Annotated in this window: 13 protein-coding genes; 7 read left to right on the top strand and 6 right to left on the bottom strand. The window is 62.9% G+C overall.

The genetic code is table 11. From position 1 onward, the window contains the following. Positions 1 to 19: 19 nt before the first annotated feature. From AC4P1R_RS09760 to AC4P1R_RS09750, 3 genes are all read left to right on the top strand, one after another. Entirely contained in the window at positions 20 to 706 is a 687-nt protein-coding gene (locus tag AC4P1R_RS09760; RefSeq protein ID WP_492176802.1) for a hypothetical protein, read from the top strand. A 100-nt stretch (positions 707 to 806) separates the two neighbouring features. Continuing rightward, a complete protein-coding gene (locus tag AC4P1R_RS09755; RefSeq protein ID WP_069461587.1) occupies positions 807 to 1,661 on the top strand; it encodes an NAD(P)H-binding protein in 855 nt (284 codons plus the stop codon). A 210-nt stretch (positions 1,662 to 1,871) separates the two neighbouring features. Continuing rightward, complete coding sequence (locus AC4P1R_RS09750) at positions 1,872 to 3,218, top strand: IS5 family transposase (protein WP_492176801.1); 1,347 nt, start codon at positions 1,872 to 1,874, stop codon at positions 3,216 to 3,218. Between the two features lie 96 nt (positions 3,219 to 3,314). Here AC4P1R_RS09750 and AC4P1R_RS09745 read toward each other — a convergent pair whose 3' ends face one another. From AC4P1R_RS09745 to AC4P1R_RS09725, 5 genes are all read right to left on the bottom strand, one after another. Next, positions 3,315 to 3,656, bottom strand: a complete 342-nt coding sequence (locus AC4P1R_RS09745) for an EF-hand domain-containing protein (protein WP_069461588.1) — start codon at positions 3,654 to 3,656, stop codon at positions 3,315 to 3,317. Positions 3,657 to 3,673: 17 nt separating this feature from the next. Continuing rightward, positions 3,674 to 3,916: a hypothetical protein gene (locus AC4P1R_RS09740; RefSeq protein ID WP_069461589.1), complete on the bottom strand. Its 243-nt coding sequence runs from the start codon at positions 3,914 to 3,916 to the stop codon at positions 3,674 to 3,676. Between the two features lie 291 nt (positions 3,917 to 4,207). Then, positions 4,208 to 4,900 carry a MerR family transcriptional regulator gene (locus AC4P1R_RS09735; RefSeq protein WP_492176799.1) on the bottom strand — a complete coding sequence of 231 codons (693 nt, stop codon included), beginning with the start codon at positions 4,898 to 4,900 and terminating at the stop codon, positions 4,208 to 4,210. Between the two features lie 385 nt (positions 4,901 to 5,285). Further along, positions 5,286 to 6,380 (bottom strand): hypothetical protein, encoded by a 1,095-nt coding sequence (locus AC4P1R_RS09730; protein WP_492176798.1) that lies wholly within the window; start codon positions 6,378 to 6,380, stop codon positions 5,286 to 5,288. A gap of 549 nt (positions 6,381 to 6,929) precedes the next feature. Then, positions 6,930 to 7,328, bottom strand: coding sequence for a hypothetical protein (locus AC4P1R_RS09725; RefSeq protein WP_492176797.1), 399 nt, complete (start codon positions 7,326 to 7,328; stop codon positions 6,930 to 6,932). Between AC4P1R_RS09725 and AC4P1R_RS09720 the strand changes: the two genes are divergently transcribed. Further along, positions 7,312 to 8,592, top strand: a complete 1,281-nt coding sequence (locus tag AC4P1R_RS09720; protein WP_492176796.1) for an ATP citrate lyase citrate-binding domain-containing protein — start codon at positions 7,312 to 7,314, stop codon at positions 8,590 to 8,592. The genes AC4P1R_RS09725 and AC4P1R_RS09720 overlap by 17 nt on opposite strands. A gap of 22 nt (positions 8,593 to 8,614) precedes the next feature. Then, positions 8,615 to 11,329 carry a CoA-binding protein gene (locus AC4P1R_RS09715; protein ID WP_492176795.1) on the top strand — a complete coding sequence of 905 codons (2,715 nt, stop codon included), beginning with the start codon at positions 8,615 to 8,617 and terminating at the stop codon, positions 11,327 to 11,329. Positions 11,330 to 11,384: 55 nt separating this feature from the next. Here the strand turns inward: AC4P1R_RS09715 and AC4P1R_RS09710 are convergent, their stop codons facing one another. Continuing rightward, on the bottom strand, positions 11,385 to 12,083 hold the full coding sequence (locus tag AC4P1R_RS09710) for a DUF899 family protein (RefSeq protein WP_492176793.1): 699 nt from the start codon (positions 12,081 to 12,083) through the stop codon (positions 11,385 to 11,387). Between the two features lie 319 nt (positions 12,084 to 12,402). Between AC4P1R_RS09710 and AC4P1R_RS09705 the strand changes: the two genes are divergently transcribed. Both AC4P1R_RS09705 and AC4P1R_RS09700 read left to right on the top strand, forming a co-directional pair. Next, on the top strand, positions 12,403 to 13,155 hold the full coding sequence (locus AC4P1R_RS09705) for a pyridoxine 5'-phosphate synthase (RefSeq protein ID WP_492176792.1): 753 nt from the start codon (positions 12,403 to 12,405) through the stop codon (positions 13,153 to 13,155). A 73-nt stretch (positions 13,156 to 13,228) separates the two neighbouring features. After that, on the top strand, positions 13,229 to 14,623 hold the full coding sequence (locus AC4P1R_RS09700; protein WP_492176791.1) for an aminotransferase-like domain-containing protein: 1,395 nt from the start codon (positions 13,229 to 13,231) through the stop codon (positions 14,621 to 14,623). The last annotated feature ends 118 nt before the right edge of the window (positions 14,624 to 14,741 follow it).

Genomic DNA, 14,741 nt, shown 5'->3' with positions numbered 1-14,741 from the left:
GCTATTTGAGGAGGGAATGATGAGCGACTGTTGCGGAAATCCCGGCGTCGGTACGTCTCAAGAGAAATTGCCTGACCCAGAATACGACACCTATCGCCCCGGTGAAGTGCGATTATATGGTCGTCCTGCTGCGTGCCACTCAATATTCAAAGTTGACAATAAGGTCGTTGACGAGCGGTTGGAAGCTCGGCTTTCAGAAAAAACGCTTGCCGGGACGGATAACAAGACAGCGGCAGTGGCTGCGAGAGAGATTTTTTCGGATTACGTGGCTGACACGATTATTGGCGCCGATGGCGAGAGGGTTACGTTGGCCCTGTTCCACGGTTCAGAGGTTTGTTCATTGCCCGTACATCTCAATACTAAAGTTGGTTGCGCTGGGGGCGATGGAGATGACTTGAAGAGCATTGGCGTAATATACGGCTACGCCTACGAAGGCCATTGCTACAAATTACCGAAACCGCAGATCATGTTCTTGCCTGTCTCTCCGAGAAAAATCGTGCAAGGCGATTGCGGATGCGATTGCGGATATGAGGCGAAACTCGGCTATGCGGTGTGGCAGATCGACAAGCTTGAGTCTGTCATAGCGATTGACGTCCGCTCGGATGATATCAAGACCCTGGTGCTCGACGAAAACATGCCTGGCAACCGCTCACCGATGGCTTACGCGCAAACCATGGCGCTCGCACCGCAACGCCATCGCGATTGAAATAGGCCCTTTGCAAGCCGCGTGATGCGGCAATATTTGTCATAATTATCAGGTCTATTGCCGGCCATATGGCAATAGCGCCGAAGGAAAAAGATCGGCCATGATCCTGGTGACGGGAGCTTCGGGTTACGTCGGCGGCGCCGTGTTGCGGCGGCTCTCGCAAGGAGGCCACGCGGTTTCCGCGATGGTGCGCAATCTCGGTCGGGCGGCCGAGGTCGAAGATGCCGGTGCGCCGATACGGATCGCCAATTATGACGAGCCGGCGAGCCTCGAACGGGCCTTTCTAGGCGTCGATCGCCTCGTATTCGTCGCGAGCGACGGGCATGCGCGGGCGGTGATGCGCCACCACGCGAATGTCATAGACGCGGCGGCGACGGCCGGTGTCGGCCACGTCATCTTCATGAGCATCATCGACATCGAGGCGTCGTCGGGATTCTACTTCACACCGGTCTATCGGGACGCCGAACGCCGGCTGCTTGCGTCCGGGATGAAATGGACGATCCTCAGGTGCGGTCTTTACGCGGATCTCATCCTCTCGCATTGGATCCGGCCGGCGCTTGCAAGCGGCGAAATGGCGTTGCCGGTGGGAGACGCTCGCGTAGCGCCGATCGCCCGCGACGACGTGGCGGAGGCAATGGCCGCTGTTGCCGCCGAGGGCCGCGATGGCACCATCCATGAATTGACCGGATCGATCGCCTGTTCGTTCGAGGAAATTGCCGCAGCGGCGGCCCGCGTCTTCGGTCGGCCGATCCGATACACCGCCTCGTTGCCGGCCGACTATCTCGCCTGGGCCTGGGGCGAGATGTCGGACCCTTGGCCCCACGCCTTTTCGAGCCTGTGCAAATCGATCGAAGAGGGCCGTTATGCGCGTGTCTGCGGCGATGTCGAGAGATTGCTGGGGCGGCCCGCCACGCGCTTCGAGGACTTTCTGATGAGAACGCGACCGGCGACCTGACGCCGCCCATTCATTCGGCTCCAGCGACTCTGTCGTCCGTGAACTATCCGTACGTCTCTGAAAGCGCTCTGTAATTTCTGCTTTCCTGCGGTACAGTGTTGCAAGAAAGGCGCTGGCTAAGCGCGCTTTTCTTGCAATTTGATTTTGCGGTTTGCGCCTTCAGCGCGGCGTGATTCACTCGGTTTAGCGGCGGTGAATCGAGGAGCGGCGATGTCGAGACCACGCGAGCGGCGCGAGACGGGGGAGCAGGATCTATTCCGCTCCCGGCTGGATCAGATCATCAACATGAAGCACGAACTGGTGCGGCTGGCGCAGGCGATCGACTGGCCGTTTCTGGAGCGCCACTTCGGTGAAGTCTATAGCGACGGCCCCGGCATGCCGCCGCTGCCGACGCGGCTGATGGCCGGGCTTTCGATCCTCAAGCATACCTTCAACCTGTCGGACGAGGAGCTGTGCGCCCGCTGGGTGGAGAACCCCTATTTCCAATATCTGTGCGGCGAAGAGTTCTTCCGCCATGACCTGCCGTTCGACCGCTCGTCGATGACCCGCTGGCGAGGGCGCATGGGAGAGGAGCGGCTGACCGCGCTGCTGCAGGAAAGCCTGGCGGTGGCGGTCAAGACCGGGGCGATGCAGCCGGCCGACACACGCCGGGTGATCGTCGACACCACCGTGCAGCCGAAGAACGTGATGTTCCCGACCGACGCGAAGCTCCTCCACCGGGCGCGCGAGCGACTGGTGAGGCTGGCGAAGAAGACCGGCGTGAAGCTGCGCCAGACCTATCTGCGGATCGGCAAGCTGGCGCTGATCAAGCACCAGCGCTACGCCCATGCCAAGCAGTTCAAGCGGGCCAACAAGGCGCTGCGGACCCTCAGGACCTATCTCGGCCGCACCGTCCGCGACGTTCGCCGGCAGATCGGCGATGACGAGAAGCTGCGGGCGATCTTCCTCTGGCCGCTCCACCAGGCCTCGACGGTTCTGGAGCAGCGGCAGCGCCAGCGCGGCCGCAAGATTTACAGCCTGCACGCGCCGGAGGTCGAATGTATCGGCAAAGGCAAGGCGCACAGGCCGTACGAGTTCGGCGTCAAGGTCTCCGTCGCCACCACGCTCAAGCGCTCGAGGGGCGGCCAGTTTGCCCTGCATGCAAAGGCCTTGCCCGGCAATCCCTATGATGGCCACACGCTGGCGACCGTGATCCCGGACATGGAGAAAACCATCGGCAACGAGATCGGCCGCATTCTCGCCGACGCCGGCTACCGCGGCCACAATGCCCCGGAGAGCCACAGGTTCAGGGTCTTCACCAGCGGCCAGAAACGCCGCGTCACGCCGGCGATTAAGCGCGAGATGCGGCGGCGTTCCGCCGTCGAACCGGTCATCGGCCATCTCAAGGCCGAGCACCGCATGGGCCGCAACTATCTCGCCAGCGAACACGGCGACGCCAACAACGCCGTCCTGGCCGCCGCCGGCTACAACTTCTCGCTCCTTCTCAACTGGTTGAGGCAGCTTTTGTGGCTGCTGCTCGCCTGGCTGCACGCCCGAGCGAACCCGCGCGCCGCTTAGCGATAGTCATTGTTCACGGTCGACGACTCTGCGCCGGACAGGACGCGCGGCAAGGCAGGCACGACGGCGAGCGGTCCAATCCGCCGTCACTCTCTGCTATTGCAAGCTGCCGTCGCCGCTGCGATCGGCGGCCTCGAAATCCGCCATCACGCGATTCAGGAATTCCTGCTGGGTAATCTTGCCGTCGCCATTGGCGTCCGTGGCGGCGAATTGCTGCGCATTCAGCGTCTGTGCCGCCTCTTCGCGGCTGAGGCTGCCGTCCTTGTTCTTGTCCAGATTGGCGAAGGCCGAGGTCATGAAGGCCTGGTATTCGGACCGGTCGACCGCACCGTTCCGGTCGCGGTCGAGTCGATCCATCTGGCCCTGGTTCATGGCTTGGGCCTGCGCCGCAGCCGTGTTGAAAGCGACGAATGCCGCCAGCAGGATTGCGCCCTTCATCGCCCGAGTCTCTCGCATCACATGCAGGTCAAGGCATTGCCGCCTGCGGCGCCCAGCGTAGCGCCGCTGCCGACGGCCCAGAGCTGACCGGTGCCGGATCCGATGGTCGCCCCGACCAGGCCGCCGACGACCGCGCCGCCGACCGTTCCGGCGATGCAAGCGAATTCGTTTCCCGTGCTACCCGTGGAGACAGTCGCGGACTGGCAGCCGGAAAGGGCAAGGCCGCCTGCAAGAATGAAAGCTATCGTGCGCTTGTTCATCATTTCCTCCAAGTATATCCGTCCGTATGCAACGCAGATCGCCGGAGGCGCCATTGAATGGCGTCGGATGGAAATAGGCTTCCGAGCATGACCGTCGAACTGTGGGAGGGTGTTCGGCCCGGTCGGAAGCATCTCTTTGACAAGAAATGCCGGATCCTCGTCAAAGACGAGTAGATCCGCGCGAATGCTACTGCCGCCAGGGGGCAATGACAACTCATCGGCGCTTTTCCGTTCGTCAATTATTGCGACAGATCGTTGTGGTTTGTGCAGGCGGGCAGGTTTTGGTTTCCCCTATTCCGCGGCGATCATGCCGGCGAGCACCGCCTTGGACACCGCCTGGAAGCGATTATGGGCCTCGAACTTGCGGATGATGCCGGCTTCGAGCGTGACTGCGGCCTTGAGGTCCATGTCCATGAGCATGGCAATGCGCGTGGCCGGGTAGCCCTCGGCCATGAAGCCGAGGCATTCGGCTTCGATCGGCGAGAGATGTACATCCGGGCTGGCGGAGACGTCGTCGCATCCGTTCGCGGCGGTTTCGAGGAGTTCCGCGATCCGTTGCATCTGCCGGCGCAGGATCGACTGCTGGGCGGCGAGCTCGCGCCGGCGGGCGCGCAACGCGGTCTCGAAAACGCCATCGGCCTCCGCCTGGCTTTTTGCTCCGTCGAGGCCCGTCATCAATTCCTGGATGGCGGCGATCGGCATGTCGATTTCCCGGCAGGCGTTGATCACGGCCATGCGGCGGACATGCGCCCCGTCGTAGACGCGCATGGGACCGAGTCGCGCGGCGTTGAGCAACCCCTTCTCCTCATAGAAATGCAAGGTCCGATGCGTCACGCCGAAGGCCTCTGCCATGTCGGCGATGGCGAGCCGCTCGTCCGTCCCTGGACAGGGCACGGAGAGCTCCGGCAAAAATCCGGCCTGGCCGGGTTGCTCCGTATGACCGGCATGCTTCCATGAATCTTGTTTCCATGAATCTTGCGGCATCACCATGTCCCCGTTCAAAGCGCTCTAGCCGGAGGGTGAGGGCGATGTTCCCCGCCTCCGAGCATTCGTCCGGCGTTGCCGCCGACCTGCTTGCTTCGCGAGGCACATCGTGCACGGAGCACGGATACTTCAGACCAATGTGCTTGCCCTCAGGCTGGCGTCAACGAGACGCCGAGCGCTGCCGGACTGAAGTCCCGTGCGCGTTCGGATGAACGTACCAAGCTCCAGCGAGCAACCCAGGCACTCAAATAAGCAATACGAATTCACCGTAAGCGCGAATCAACAAAAAGAACAGGCTCATCATCTCGATTCATGTTCTGGTTGCATTATAGGCAGGCAATCCATGGTTCAACCACGGCGCGAGGCGCGCCGCCGGCAGGCGGTGTCAATGGCCGCCCTGTCCGAGCGCTCCGCGGGCGGACAGGATGAAGAGAGGCTCGTCGCCCTTGAGAGGGCCGAGCGTCTGCTGACAGTCCCAAGCCCGTTGAAAGCTCTCGCGCGTCAACAGTTTCTTGTAGCGCGCCGTGGCCGCCATGCATTCCATCAGGATGCTTCCGAGACCTTCCACGGCGGCGTGGGCATAGATCTCGCCGTCCAGCGCAAAAAGCCGTGCGGCCAGCGAGGTGATCTCGAAGTGAATATCGGCCTCGCTCGCAAGCTTTTGCGCGGCCACGAATTCCTCCCGGATCGGAATGCCTTCGCCGTCGTGACGGAGCGTGATGCGCAGGCCGGGTTCCGACCCGTCATGCCAGGCGACGATCACCGAAAAAGACAGGGCCTGGTTCACGGCCGCGGGCTCCGAAGTCGTGCTGTCGGGATTGGCTTGCGCAAGCGTCTCGTAGCGTTGGGCGGCCGTGCGCAGTGCCGCGGCGTATTGCTTGGCGATCCCGTGCTGCCGGCCGGCCAGGCCGATCCTGACGGAGGGGAGCCCGCGGACGTTTGCCATCAAGCCATTCGCGAGCTTCGCCTCCGCCTCGATGCCGAGCGTCACCTCCGGTGAGGGCAGCGGCATGAACAGAAGCAGCGGCAACACCGACAGCACCGCCCAGGGAGAGGAGAAGGGGCGCGGTTGCCAGCCGCGCCGGCCGGGGCGCCGCTTTACGCCTGTCGGTTGCGGCGGCGTGGCGGCCGGTTCGCGCCGGCGCCGGTATTCCGGCACATAGGTTCCCTTCGGGATGGCGATCTGCCATTCCTCCTCGGCACCTTCCTTCTCATAGAAGACCTTGAGCAGCTTGCGCAATTTGCCGGCATGCACGCGCACGAGCGGATCGCTGTCGGCGTCGAAGCTCTGGCAACGGCCGAAGACGTCGACCGCGATCGAATAGCCTTTCAACTGCGCGCCTTCGCCGACGATCTCCTTTTCGACCACATAGGCGAGGAAGGCGCGCAGCCGCTCCGACCGCTGAAAGCCGTCGCTGGCGAGAATCCGGGCGAGTGCCGAACGGATCGTCTCGTCGCAGGGCCTTTCGGCTGGCATCATCGATGGGCTCCAAAGCGTACGGCAGGATGCCGGTACAAAGGGTTGGGTTTCCGAAAAACAGGCAACTTTAACCTGATTCGAAACTTAGACCCAAAGATGGTGGTTGTCAGGTTTGGGTGAAGAAATGTCAGCTTTTGCTGAAATGAAGCTGAGATGAAGCGAGGCAGATCGATCCGGCGCAGTCGGGGCGTCTTTGCGGGGGCAAGTGGTTTCACGCGCGAGTGGCTGCTTCAGGTTGACCTCGGCGGTGACAGGATCGTGACAGATTTCCAATCTACCATGCATTGTGAATTCCGCAGGGAGGGGATCGGGTAGCAGGGAGGAGATCAGAATCCGATCGCCGGCGGCGTCGTACCGCGGCGGACCATCAGCATCCTCTGTCTGTTGTCGAAAATCGAACTCCTCGAGGGAGACCGGCCGCATGTTGCCGAGGAGGCATGGCCCCGGCCGGGGGAGCTTTGATCGCATTCCAGTCAATGGCGTGTCCTCCGGGGCGACGCCGCGGCCGCGCTTATACAGTTTGCCCGGTCAGACGTTCCCGGAAAATCGTCACTGCCAAAGGGAGGAGGCATTGACAGCTTTTATCAAGGCTCTTGGATTAAGATCTGCGATCACGCCCTGCGCCGCGGGGTCAGCACGCGCGGCCGACGACGAGTTCGCGCCGCGGCCAAGAAGGAAGGCCGCATTTCCATTTTCGCCGCGACCGACCTGTCGCAGGCAGAGGCAGCGCTCGATGCGTTCGCCGAGAAGCTTCCCCGCACCATTGGCCAAAACGACATCGGCACCAACGCTGTCGACACCCGGATTATCTCCGAGGCGGCCGCCGGTCACGGCGGCGGCGACGGCATCTGGACGTCGGCCCAGATAACTGAGGCAAACGCACCGCAGCAACGCCCGCAACCTGGGTTTGAACGCAAGGAATAGAACGACGATGCAGATCACCGGCATGTTGTACGGCTCCAAACTGCTCAAGCACGTCGAGTTTCCGACGTCGGACGTGCTTGGTCCAGGAGCGACGGAGGACGAGATCCAGGCGCTGATCGCCCGCCACAAGCTCATCTTCATCAAGCCCCTGTTCAAGGGCGGCATCGGCAAGAAGGGCAAATCGGGTCTGATCGGCAAGGCGACCGATCTGAAGACCGCACTTGCCGAGAAGGAGCGCCTCTATTTCGTCGAGCACCGTCATGAAAATGCGGTAGCGAAGGCGAACGGCGTCACCTTCGAGGGCGGCGTACCTGCCGATCACGAGATCTACTTTTCCATCACCGATTCGACCGAGTTCCGGGCTCCGACGATGACGCTGACCCATAGGGGCGGCGTCGACATCGAAGACGTCGACGCCGGATATGTCGCGCAGGTGCCGTTCGAGGCGCTGACAGGTCTCAAGGCCTTCGTGGTCGCCAATGCGCTCTCCGATATCGGTGCGCCAAAGGAGGTCATCTCGCCGCTGGTTCAGTACCTGCCGAGACTTTGGGAACTCATGCACCACTACGGCATGACCACGCTCGAGCTCAATCCGATCCGCATGCGACCCGGGCGGGAGGGGCGGCTGACACCGGTCGCCTGTGATTTCAAATGCGGGTTCGATCGTGACGACCCGCGTTGGCAGCGCCTCGGCCTGCCGGACCATCTGTTCACCGCCGACACTTCGGAGTTCGAGCAGGAAGTCAATCAGTTGCGCACGCATCAGGGCCAATCCGACGTCTTCGTCATCAACGACAAGGGCACGATTCTGGCGCCGACATTTGGCGGCGGCGCCAACTCGCTGGTCACCGAGGTGCTCGGCGAGGCGGCGATCATCTCTTCTGATTTCGGGGGCAATCCGCCCTATGAGAAAATGAAGGAGGTGGCGCGCATCTGCTACAAGCACTGGCTGCGCCAGGCGAACGTGCTTTTCATCATCGGCGGCAAGTCGAACAACACCGACATCCACGAGACCTTTCGCGCCATGGGCGACGCGCTGCGCGAGCATTTCAGCGCGTACGGGCCGACGCCCCTGTTCGTGGTTGTCGGTCGCGGCGGCCCGAACCTTGTGCGGGGTATGGGCGCGCTCGCCGAGACCTGCGATTCCCTGAACCTTCCCTACCGCTTCTTCGGCTTCGACAGTGCCATTTCGGAGGTCGTGAACTACGCGAAGAAGGTCGATACCTGGATGAAGGCGGGCGGCCGGGCCGAGATCGGTCAATTGCTCGGCATAAAATCCCCTGTTTAAGTTCCTGCGCTGAGGTCTCTCCATGCACAAGACGGGTATCAAAGGATTTCCCTACTATCTCGGCCTCGACTCGCTCGACGAGGTGGCCACACGAACCGATCGCATTTGTGTGCTCAACATCCTCGGCGGCGAGTCGCGCCAGGTGACCCCCGTGAGCCACGCCTTCTCGGGGGGCAACGTGGTGTTCGGCACCTCGCCGGGGCGCCGAGGTCAAAGGCTGGCAACGCCGGTCGGCGACATTCCCGTCTACAACAACGTGCGCGAGGGGCTTTCCGACGGCCTCTCCTTCAATACCGGCGTGGTCTATCTGCCGCCGTCAGGCGTGCGCGACGGTGTCGCAGAACTGATCCGCGTCAATCCCGACCTCCGCAAAATCGTCATGATCACCGAGAAGATTTCGGTGCACGACGCGCGTGAGATCCGCGCTCTCGGACAGGCAAACGGGATCGACATCATCGGCGGCAACTGTCTCGGTGTCGCCGACTCCTGGAACCGCGTGCGGATTGGCGGCGCGCTCGGCGGCGATCATCCCGACGAGGTCCTGCTCAAGGGATCGATCGCGATCTTCTCGAACTCGGGCGGCTTCACCACGACGATCGCCCAGTATCTCGGCACCGAGGGGTGGGGCACGACCACTCTCATCTCGTCGGGCAAGGACGTATACATCCACTATGCCGCGCGCGATTTTGCCCATGCGCTCAAGAACGATGCCCGCAGCAAGGCGGCCGTGCTCTACGCGGAGCCCGGCGGCTACTACGAGCACGAGGTCGACTTCGGCAAACCGGTCGTCGCCTGCGTCGTCGGACGCTGGAAGTCGAAGCTGACCCGTGCCGTGGGCCATGCCGGCGCGCTTGCCGGTTCCGGCGATCGAGCGGAGGAAAAGGAGCGCTGGTTCATGGAGGCCTTCGGCGTCGACGCGCTGTTTACGCCGGAATACCCCGTCGTCTCCGCCAAGGGCGCCGTCGTCACCAACATTGCCCATATTCCGGCAGCCCTCAGCGCAGTCATGCGCCTCAACGGCGAGACCCCCGACTTTGCGCCTCGCGGCAACCTCGCGCTCAAGCCTTGGATCGCCAACGACCAGGGGCTCGAGCTTCCGGCCGAACTGGCCCTTCCAACGGTCGAGGCGGTCTCTCCTTATGACGAGCAGATCAGGGGGCTCCGCACTCAGGTCGGCGCCGTGATCGCGCGCCAGAACATGAAGGACAAGTCCGGGGCTACCGTGATGGATCCGAGGACGCAGGTCACGAGTGTGCACGGCTATTCCGTGCTCGATCTCGCGCTCCAGCCGCTCGAAGCGAATTTCGCACTCCCGCTCGTGCATGAGATCGCGACCGAGAACGATCGGGCCATGCTCGACATTGCGGTCGCCGCCGAAATAAACCTCGTCGGCGATCCCGCGCTGGCAGCGGCCGATGCCGCGCGGGATGCAGGCAATTCACCGAACACGGTCATGGCTGCGGCAACTGCCATCATCGGTCCAAAGCGTGTCGAACGCACACTCGCCTGCAGCGCACGGCTCATCGATCTATTTGCGCATTCCGGCCTTTTGGACGGTCGCGACGAAAGTTACGACATCGGTGTCATCGCGGTCGACGATGAGACCCGCGCACTCTTTCTCGCAACCGAAGCCGAAGCGAACGATCCTCGGCCGGAGGCCATGCTCAAAGCGGTCCATGAGCGGGGCGGCCGCTCGGTCTTCCTGAAATTGCTTGAGTCCCTTGGCGGCCGCCTGTCGCGGGATGCGATCCTGGCGGCGATATCGACCACCATCGCCTGGGGGCCGTTGATGCGCAAACGGATTTCCCGGCTGACGGCGGAGACGCTGCCCTGGTATCTGAGACTCTATGGCGTGATGATCGGCGCCTCGATCCCCGGCCGCGATCACCGACGCGGTAGTCTTTGCGGAATCCCGCGCGACGAGCGCTTCGGCCGCTGGACGATGGCCGAGTTCCTGTTCCTGGCCCTCACCGGCAAGAAGCCGACCGAGGATGAAGTGCGGCCCTTGCAGATCTTGACAGGTCTCCTGATCTCGAACGGTCCGGGTTCGATCACTGCGCAGGGTGCCAAAGGCGCGGTCGCCGCAGATGGTCCGCAGACCCCGGATCGGGTGCAGATCAACAAGGCGATGGTCGGTTTCCTGAGCCACAGCGGCTACAGTCATGGTGGCAACGGCTTCGAAGGCATGGCTTTCCTCATCGAGCAGTTCAGGGGCGTGGACCTGAAGGATCCGGCGGATCCCGGCCATGGCCTCGACCTGAAGGCTATGGCGCTGGCCTTCGCGGAAAAATACAAGCATGACAAGCGCCATGCGAAGGAGGCGGGATCTGACGGGCCTCGCGCCCTGCCGGGCGTCCATCATCCGATCTTCAGGGGCAAGCCGGTCAATTACGATCCCCGCGAGCAGTTCATCGCGGAGTATTTGTCCGCGCGGGGCGACTATAACGTCTTCCACGCCTTCTACCGAGCGCTGGTGCAGGCCCTCTACGAGACAGGTGCCTCGCGCTACGTGTTCTGCGTCAACATCGACGCTGTGATCGCGGCACTGCTGCTGGCGATCCTCTGGAAGGATTACCGATCGGGGGCTCTGAGCGAACGGGACCTGGAGACCGCCGCGTTCAACGTGTTCCTCTACGGTCGGATGATCGGTGCCGCCGCCGAGATCGACGACCATCTCAATCGTGGACGCAACATGGACACGCGGACGCCCCAGGAACTGTGCGCATTCGTGGTTTGAAGTACCGATAGGCTAAGCCGACTTTCGTGGGATTTCACATAACTGTCTGCCAACCCTAGCCGCCGTTGTAATTCAGCTTCGGATACCAGTCGGCGCCACGGCCTTCGGGCGTGGTGTCGAGCAGGGTCCATAGCGGGTCAAGATCCGGTGCGCCGCGCGGGTCCTGCCCAGGGTCGGCCATCTCGCCGCCGATTTCGCCGCTCCAGAAATGTCGGATTTTCCCGTCTCTGCGGGTGAAGACGGTGTAGCCGGGAACGTCCGCATCCTCGGCGCTCACATAGTCGCGGGTAAAGCTGCCGTCGCCGTCGGAATAGACCTTGAGCTGCGTCCATCCGCGCGCCTTCTTGGCCTCGACCAGACGTTCGATCGGCGAGCGGGCGACCATGGCGAGGGCTGCGCGCTGCTCGATGTCCGGCACCTTGCCTTCCAACGAAGCCATGAATGAGGTGCACATCGGGCAGGGCCGTTCGCGCTGCGGTCCGAACATGTAGCTGTAGATGATCAGCGTCGCCTTGTCGCCGAAGAGATCGGCAAGCGTCACCGGTCCGTTCTCGCCTTGGAAGCGGTAGGCCTTCATCACTTCTCCGCCAGCAGGCAATTGCCGGCGCAGTTCTGCCACCCGCTCGATGTGGCGTCTGAGCTCGATTTCCTCGGCCAGCAGCGCATTGCGCGCCTGCCGGTACTCGGCAGTCTCGTTTGGAAATTGGGCGCGGTTCATGGCGGCCAGCTCGCTTGCGGGGGTCAATGCCTGCATGATTGCTCTCCTCTGGCACATCGGCGCGAAAATCGTACCCGATTTTCGGAAAGCGCGATGCGCGGTTTCAAAGAATTACAGCGACCTTTGCGCGTCTGAAAAGACGCGCGGCGCTGAAAGGCAGGATCGTCCGATCGAAGTCTTCACATACATTAAGGTTGATATCAACGCAATCGCCTTGTGTCAAAAGGCGAATCCCGCAAGCGGAACACCGATGGCGATTCCGGTTCGGAAAAATCTGCGGTAGAAGGCTGTTGACAGGTTCCGACCCCAATCCAGGTTTGCCCCGTATCCGGGGTGCTTCAGCAAAGGTTGCGTCATGCCCGCCAAACTCTCCGTCAATCTCAATGCCGTCGCCATGCTGCGCAACCGGCGTGATCTTCCCTGGCCGTCCGTGACCGGCCTCGGCCACATTGCCCTTGCGGCGGGGGCGAGCGGGCTCACCGTTCACCCGCGTCCCGACCAGCGCCACATCCGCTTCTCCGATCTCCAGCCGATCCGCGACCTGATCGACGACGAATTCCCGGAGGCTGAGTTCAATATGGAGGGCTATCCGAACGAGAGCTTCCTGGAACTCGTCGAGCGGCATGAGCCGGAGCAGGTAACGCTGGTGCCGGACGACCCGGCGCAGGCGACCTCCGACCACGGCTGGGATTTCCGCAAGAACCACAATCTGCTCGGCAATGTCGTCGCCCGGCTCAAGAAGAAGGGCTTTCGCGTCTCTGTCTTTTCCGATGGCGATCCGGACCCGGAAGCTTTGAGGATCGCCAGGGAAACCGGGGCGGACCGGATCGAGCTCTATACCGGGCCTTATGGCGGCTGCTACGACGATCCGGAAAAGGCCGAGCGAATCGCCGTTGAGCTCGGCCGCACGGCGGAGATCGCCCTTGAACTCGGTCTTGGCGTCAATGCCGGCCACGACCTGACGGTCGCGAACCTGCCGCTGCTCGTCGCCCACATTCCCGCGCTTGCCGAGGTTTCGATCGGCCACGGGCTGACGGCCGACGCGCTGGAATACGGCATGGCCGAAACCGTGCGCCGCTTCCGCCGCGCCTGCGGGGAGGCCGTTTGATCCGCTGACTATCGCCTTGCGGTGCTAACTTATCCATGCAATATCCATACATTATCGAAACCGGGGCTTGGCAATGGAGACGGAACTCACCGATCTTTCCTGGCTGCCGGCGCTGTCGCAGGCGAGCGGACCGCTCTATCTGGCAATTGCGGACGCGATCGCCAGCGACATTGCGGCCGGCAGGCTCAAGGACGGGGTTCGCTTGCCGCCGCATCGGGCGCTTGCGAAGGCGCTCGGCATCGACTTCACCACCGTCAGTCGTGCCTATAACGAAGCGCGCCGCCGCGGCCTGATCGAGGGCCGGGTCGGGCAGGGCACTTATGTGCGGGCCCGGGCCGGGCGCAGCAGCAGCGTGCCCGGCGGCCTCGTCGATATGAGCATGAACCTGCCGCCGCTCTTCGATGAACCGGCCATTTTAGAACGAATGTGGCGAGACATTGCCGCGCTGCAGGGCGACCAGGGCTTGAACCTGCTGATGCGCTATCAGGCGGTCGGCGGCGCCATGCGAGACCGGGCCGCCGGCGCCGGGTGGCTGAAACCGCGGCTCGTTGAAGTGGCGGCCGAGCGCGTGCTGGTTTGTCCCGGAGCGCAAGGCGCGTTGCTGGCGATCGTCAGCGTGCTCGCCTCCAAGGGCGACAGGATCTGTGCCGAGGCGCTGACCTATCCTGGCCTGCGCTCGCTGGCAGCCCATCTCGGCATTCATGTCGCCGCCGTCGCGATGGACGAGCATGGCCTCTTGCCGGAGGCTTTCGAGGCGGTGTGCCTCGAACATCGGCCGAAGGCGCTTTACTGCAATCCCACGCTGCACAACCCGACGACGGCGACATTGCCGTTGAAGCGGCGCGAGGCCGTCGTGGCGATCGCCCGTCGGCACGGCGTTCCTATCATCGAGGACGACGCCTATGGTGCGCTGCCGACGGAGCCCGTGCCGCCGCTTGCCGCACTTGCCCCCGATCTCGTCTATCACGTGGCCGGGCTCGCCAAATGCCTCTCGCCGGCGCTGCGGATAGCCTATCTCGTCGTGCCGGAGACGATCTCCACCGTTCGGCTGGAGGGCGCGGTGCGGGCCACGGCCGGCATGGCCTCGCCCCTTTCGGCGGCGATTGCCACGCGCTGGATCGAGAGCGGCGTGGCTGAAGACGTTTTGACGGCCATTCGACGCGAGACGCGACTGCGTCAGCAGATCGCGGCCGGGACCTTTGCCGGCGCGGAATATCTTTCCGACGGCGAGGGTTTCCATCTTTGGCTGAAGCTGCCGCCTGCCTGGACGCGCGGCGAATTCACGGCGCGGCTGCGGACGGGCGGCGTAGGGGTCGTCGCAAGCGATGTCTTTGCCGTTTCAAAACCGCCGGAAGCCGTCCGTGTCGGCCTCGGCGCTGCCGAGACGAGGATCGAGCTGCAGCGCAGCCTCCGCATCATCGCCGATCTTGCCGTTCAGACCCCTGCGGCTCTCACTCTCGTCGTTTAGAGCAAGTGTGTTCACCACGCGCTCGCGGGCGGAATTGTCGCAGCCCCTCATACATACAATGCTTTGACAATGTATGTTTTGTATGGCTTTCTTGCGGGGAGTTGGCGCGCCAAGGATG

Source organism: Sinorhizobium sp. Y406, from assembly GCF_058732025.1.
Note: the sequence above shows the minus strand (reverse complement) of the source record. Positions and strands in the feature narration are given on the sequence as shown.

Bases quoted from the DNA above. Each gene is read 5' to 3' on its own strand.
- AC4P1R_RS09730 (WP_492176798.1), bottom strand. From the start codon at position 6,380: ATGATGCCAGCCGAAAGGCCCTGCGACGAGACGATCCGTTCGGCACTC.
- AC4P1R_RS09700 (WP_492176791.1), top strand. From the start codon at position 13,229: ATGGAGACGGAACTCACCGATCTTTCCTGGCTGCCGGCGCTGTCGCAG.
- AC4P1R_RS09755 (WP_069461587.1), top strand. From the start codon at position 807: ATGATCCTGGTGACGGGAGCTTCGGGTTACGTCGGCGGCGCCGTGTTG.
- AC4P1R_RS09740 (WP_069461589.1), bottom strand. From the start codon at position 3,916: ATGAACAAGCGCACGATAGCTTTCATTCTTGCAGGCGGCCTTGCCCTT.
- AC4P1R_RS09725 (WP_492176797.1), bottom strand. From the start codon at position 7,328: ATGCCGGTGATCTGCATCGTCGTTCTATTCCTTGCGTTCAAACCCAGG.
- AC4P1R_RS09745 (WP_069461588.1), bottom strand. From the start codon at position 3,656: ATGAAGGGCGCAATCCTGCTGGCGGCATTCGTCGCTTTCAACACGGCT.
- AC4P1R_RS09710 (WP_492176793.1), bottom strand. From the start codon at position 12,083: ATGCAGGCATTGACCCCCGCAAGCGAGCTGGCCGCCATGAACCGCGCC.
- AC4P1R_RS09705 (WP_492176792.1), top strand. From the start codon at position 12,403: ATGCCCGCCAAACTCTCCGTCAATCTCAATGCCGTCGCCATGCTGCGC.
- AC4P1R_RS09715 (WP_492176795.1), top strand. From the start codon at position 8,615: ATGCACAAGACGGGTATCAAAGGATTTCCCTACTATCTCGGCCTCGAC.
- AC4P1R_RS09760 (WP_492176802.1), top strand. From the start codon at position 20: ATGAGCGACTGTTGCGGAAATCCCGGCGTCGGTACGTCTCAAGAGAAA.
- AC4P1R_RS09720 (WP_492176796.1), top strand. From the start codon at position 7,312: ATGCAGATCACCGGCATGTTGTACGGCTCCAAACTGCTCAAGCACGTC.
- AC4P1R_RS09735 (WP_492176799.1), bottom strand. From the start codon at position 4,900: ATGCCGCAAGATTCATGGAAACAAGATTCATGGAAGCATGCCGGTCAT.
- AC4P1R_RS09750 (WP_492176801.1), top strand. From the start codon at position 1,872: ATGTCGAGACCACGCGAGCGGCGCGAGACGGGGGAGCAGGATCTATTC.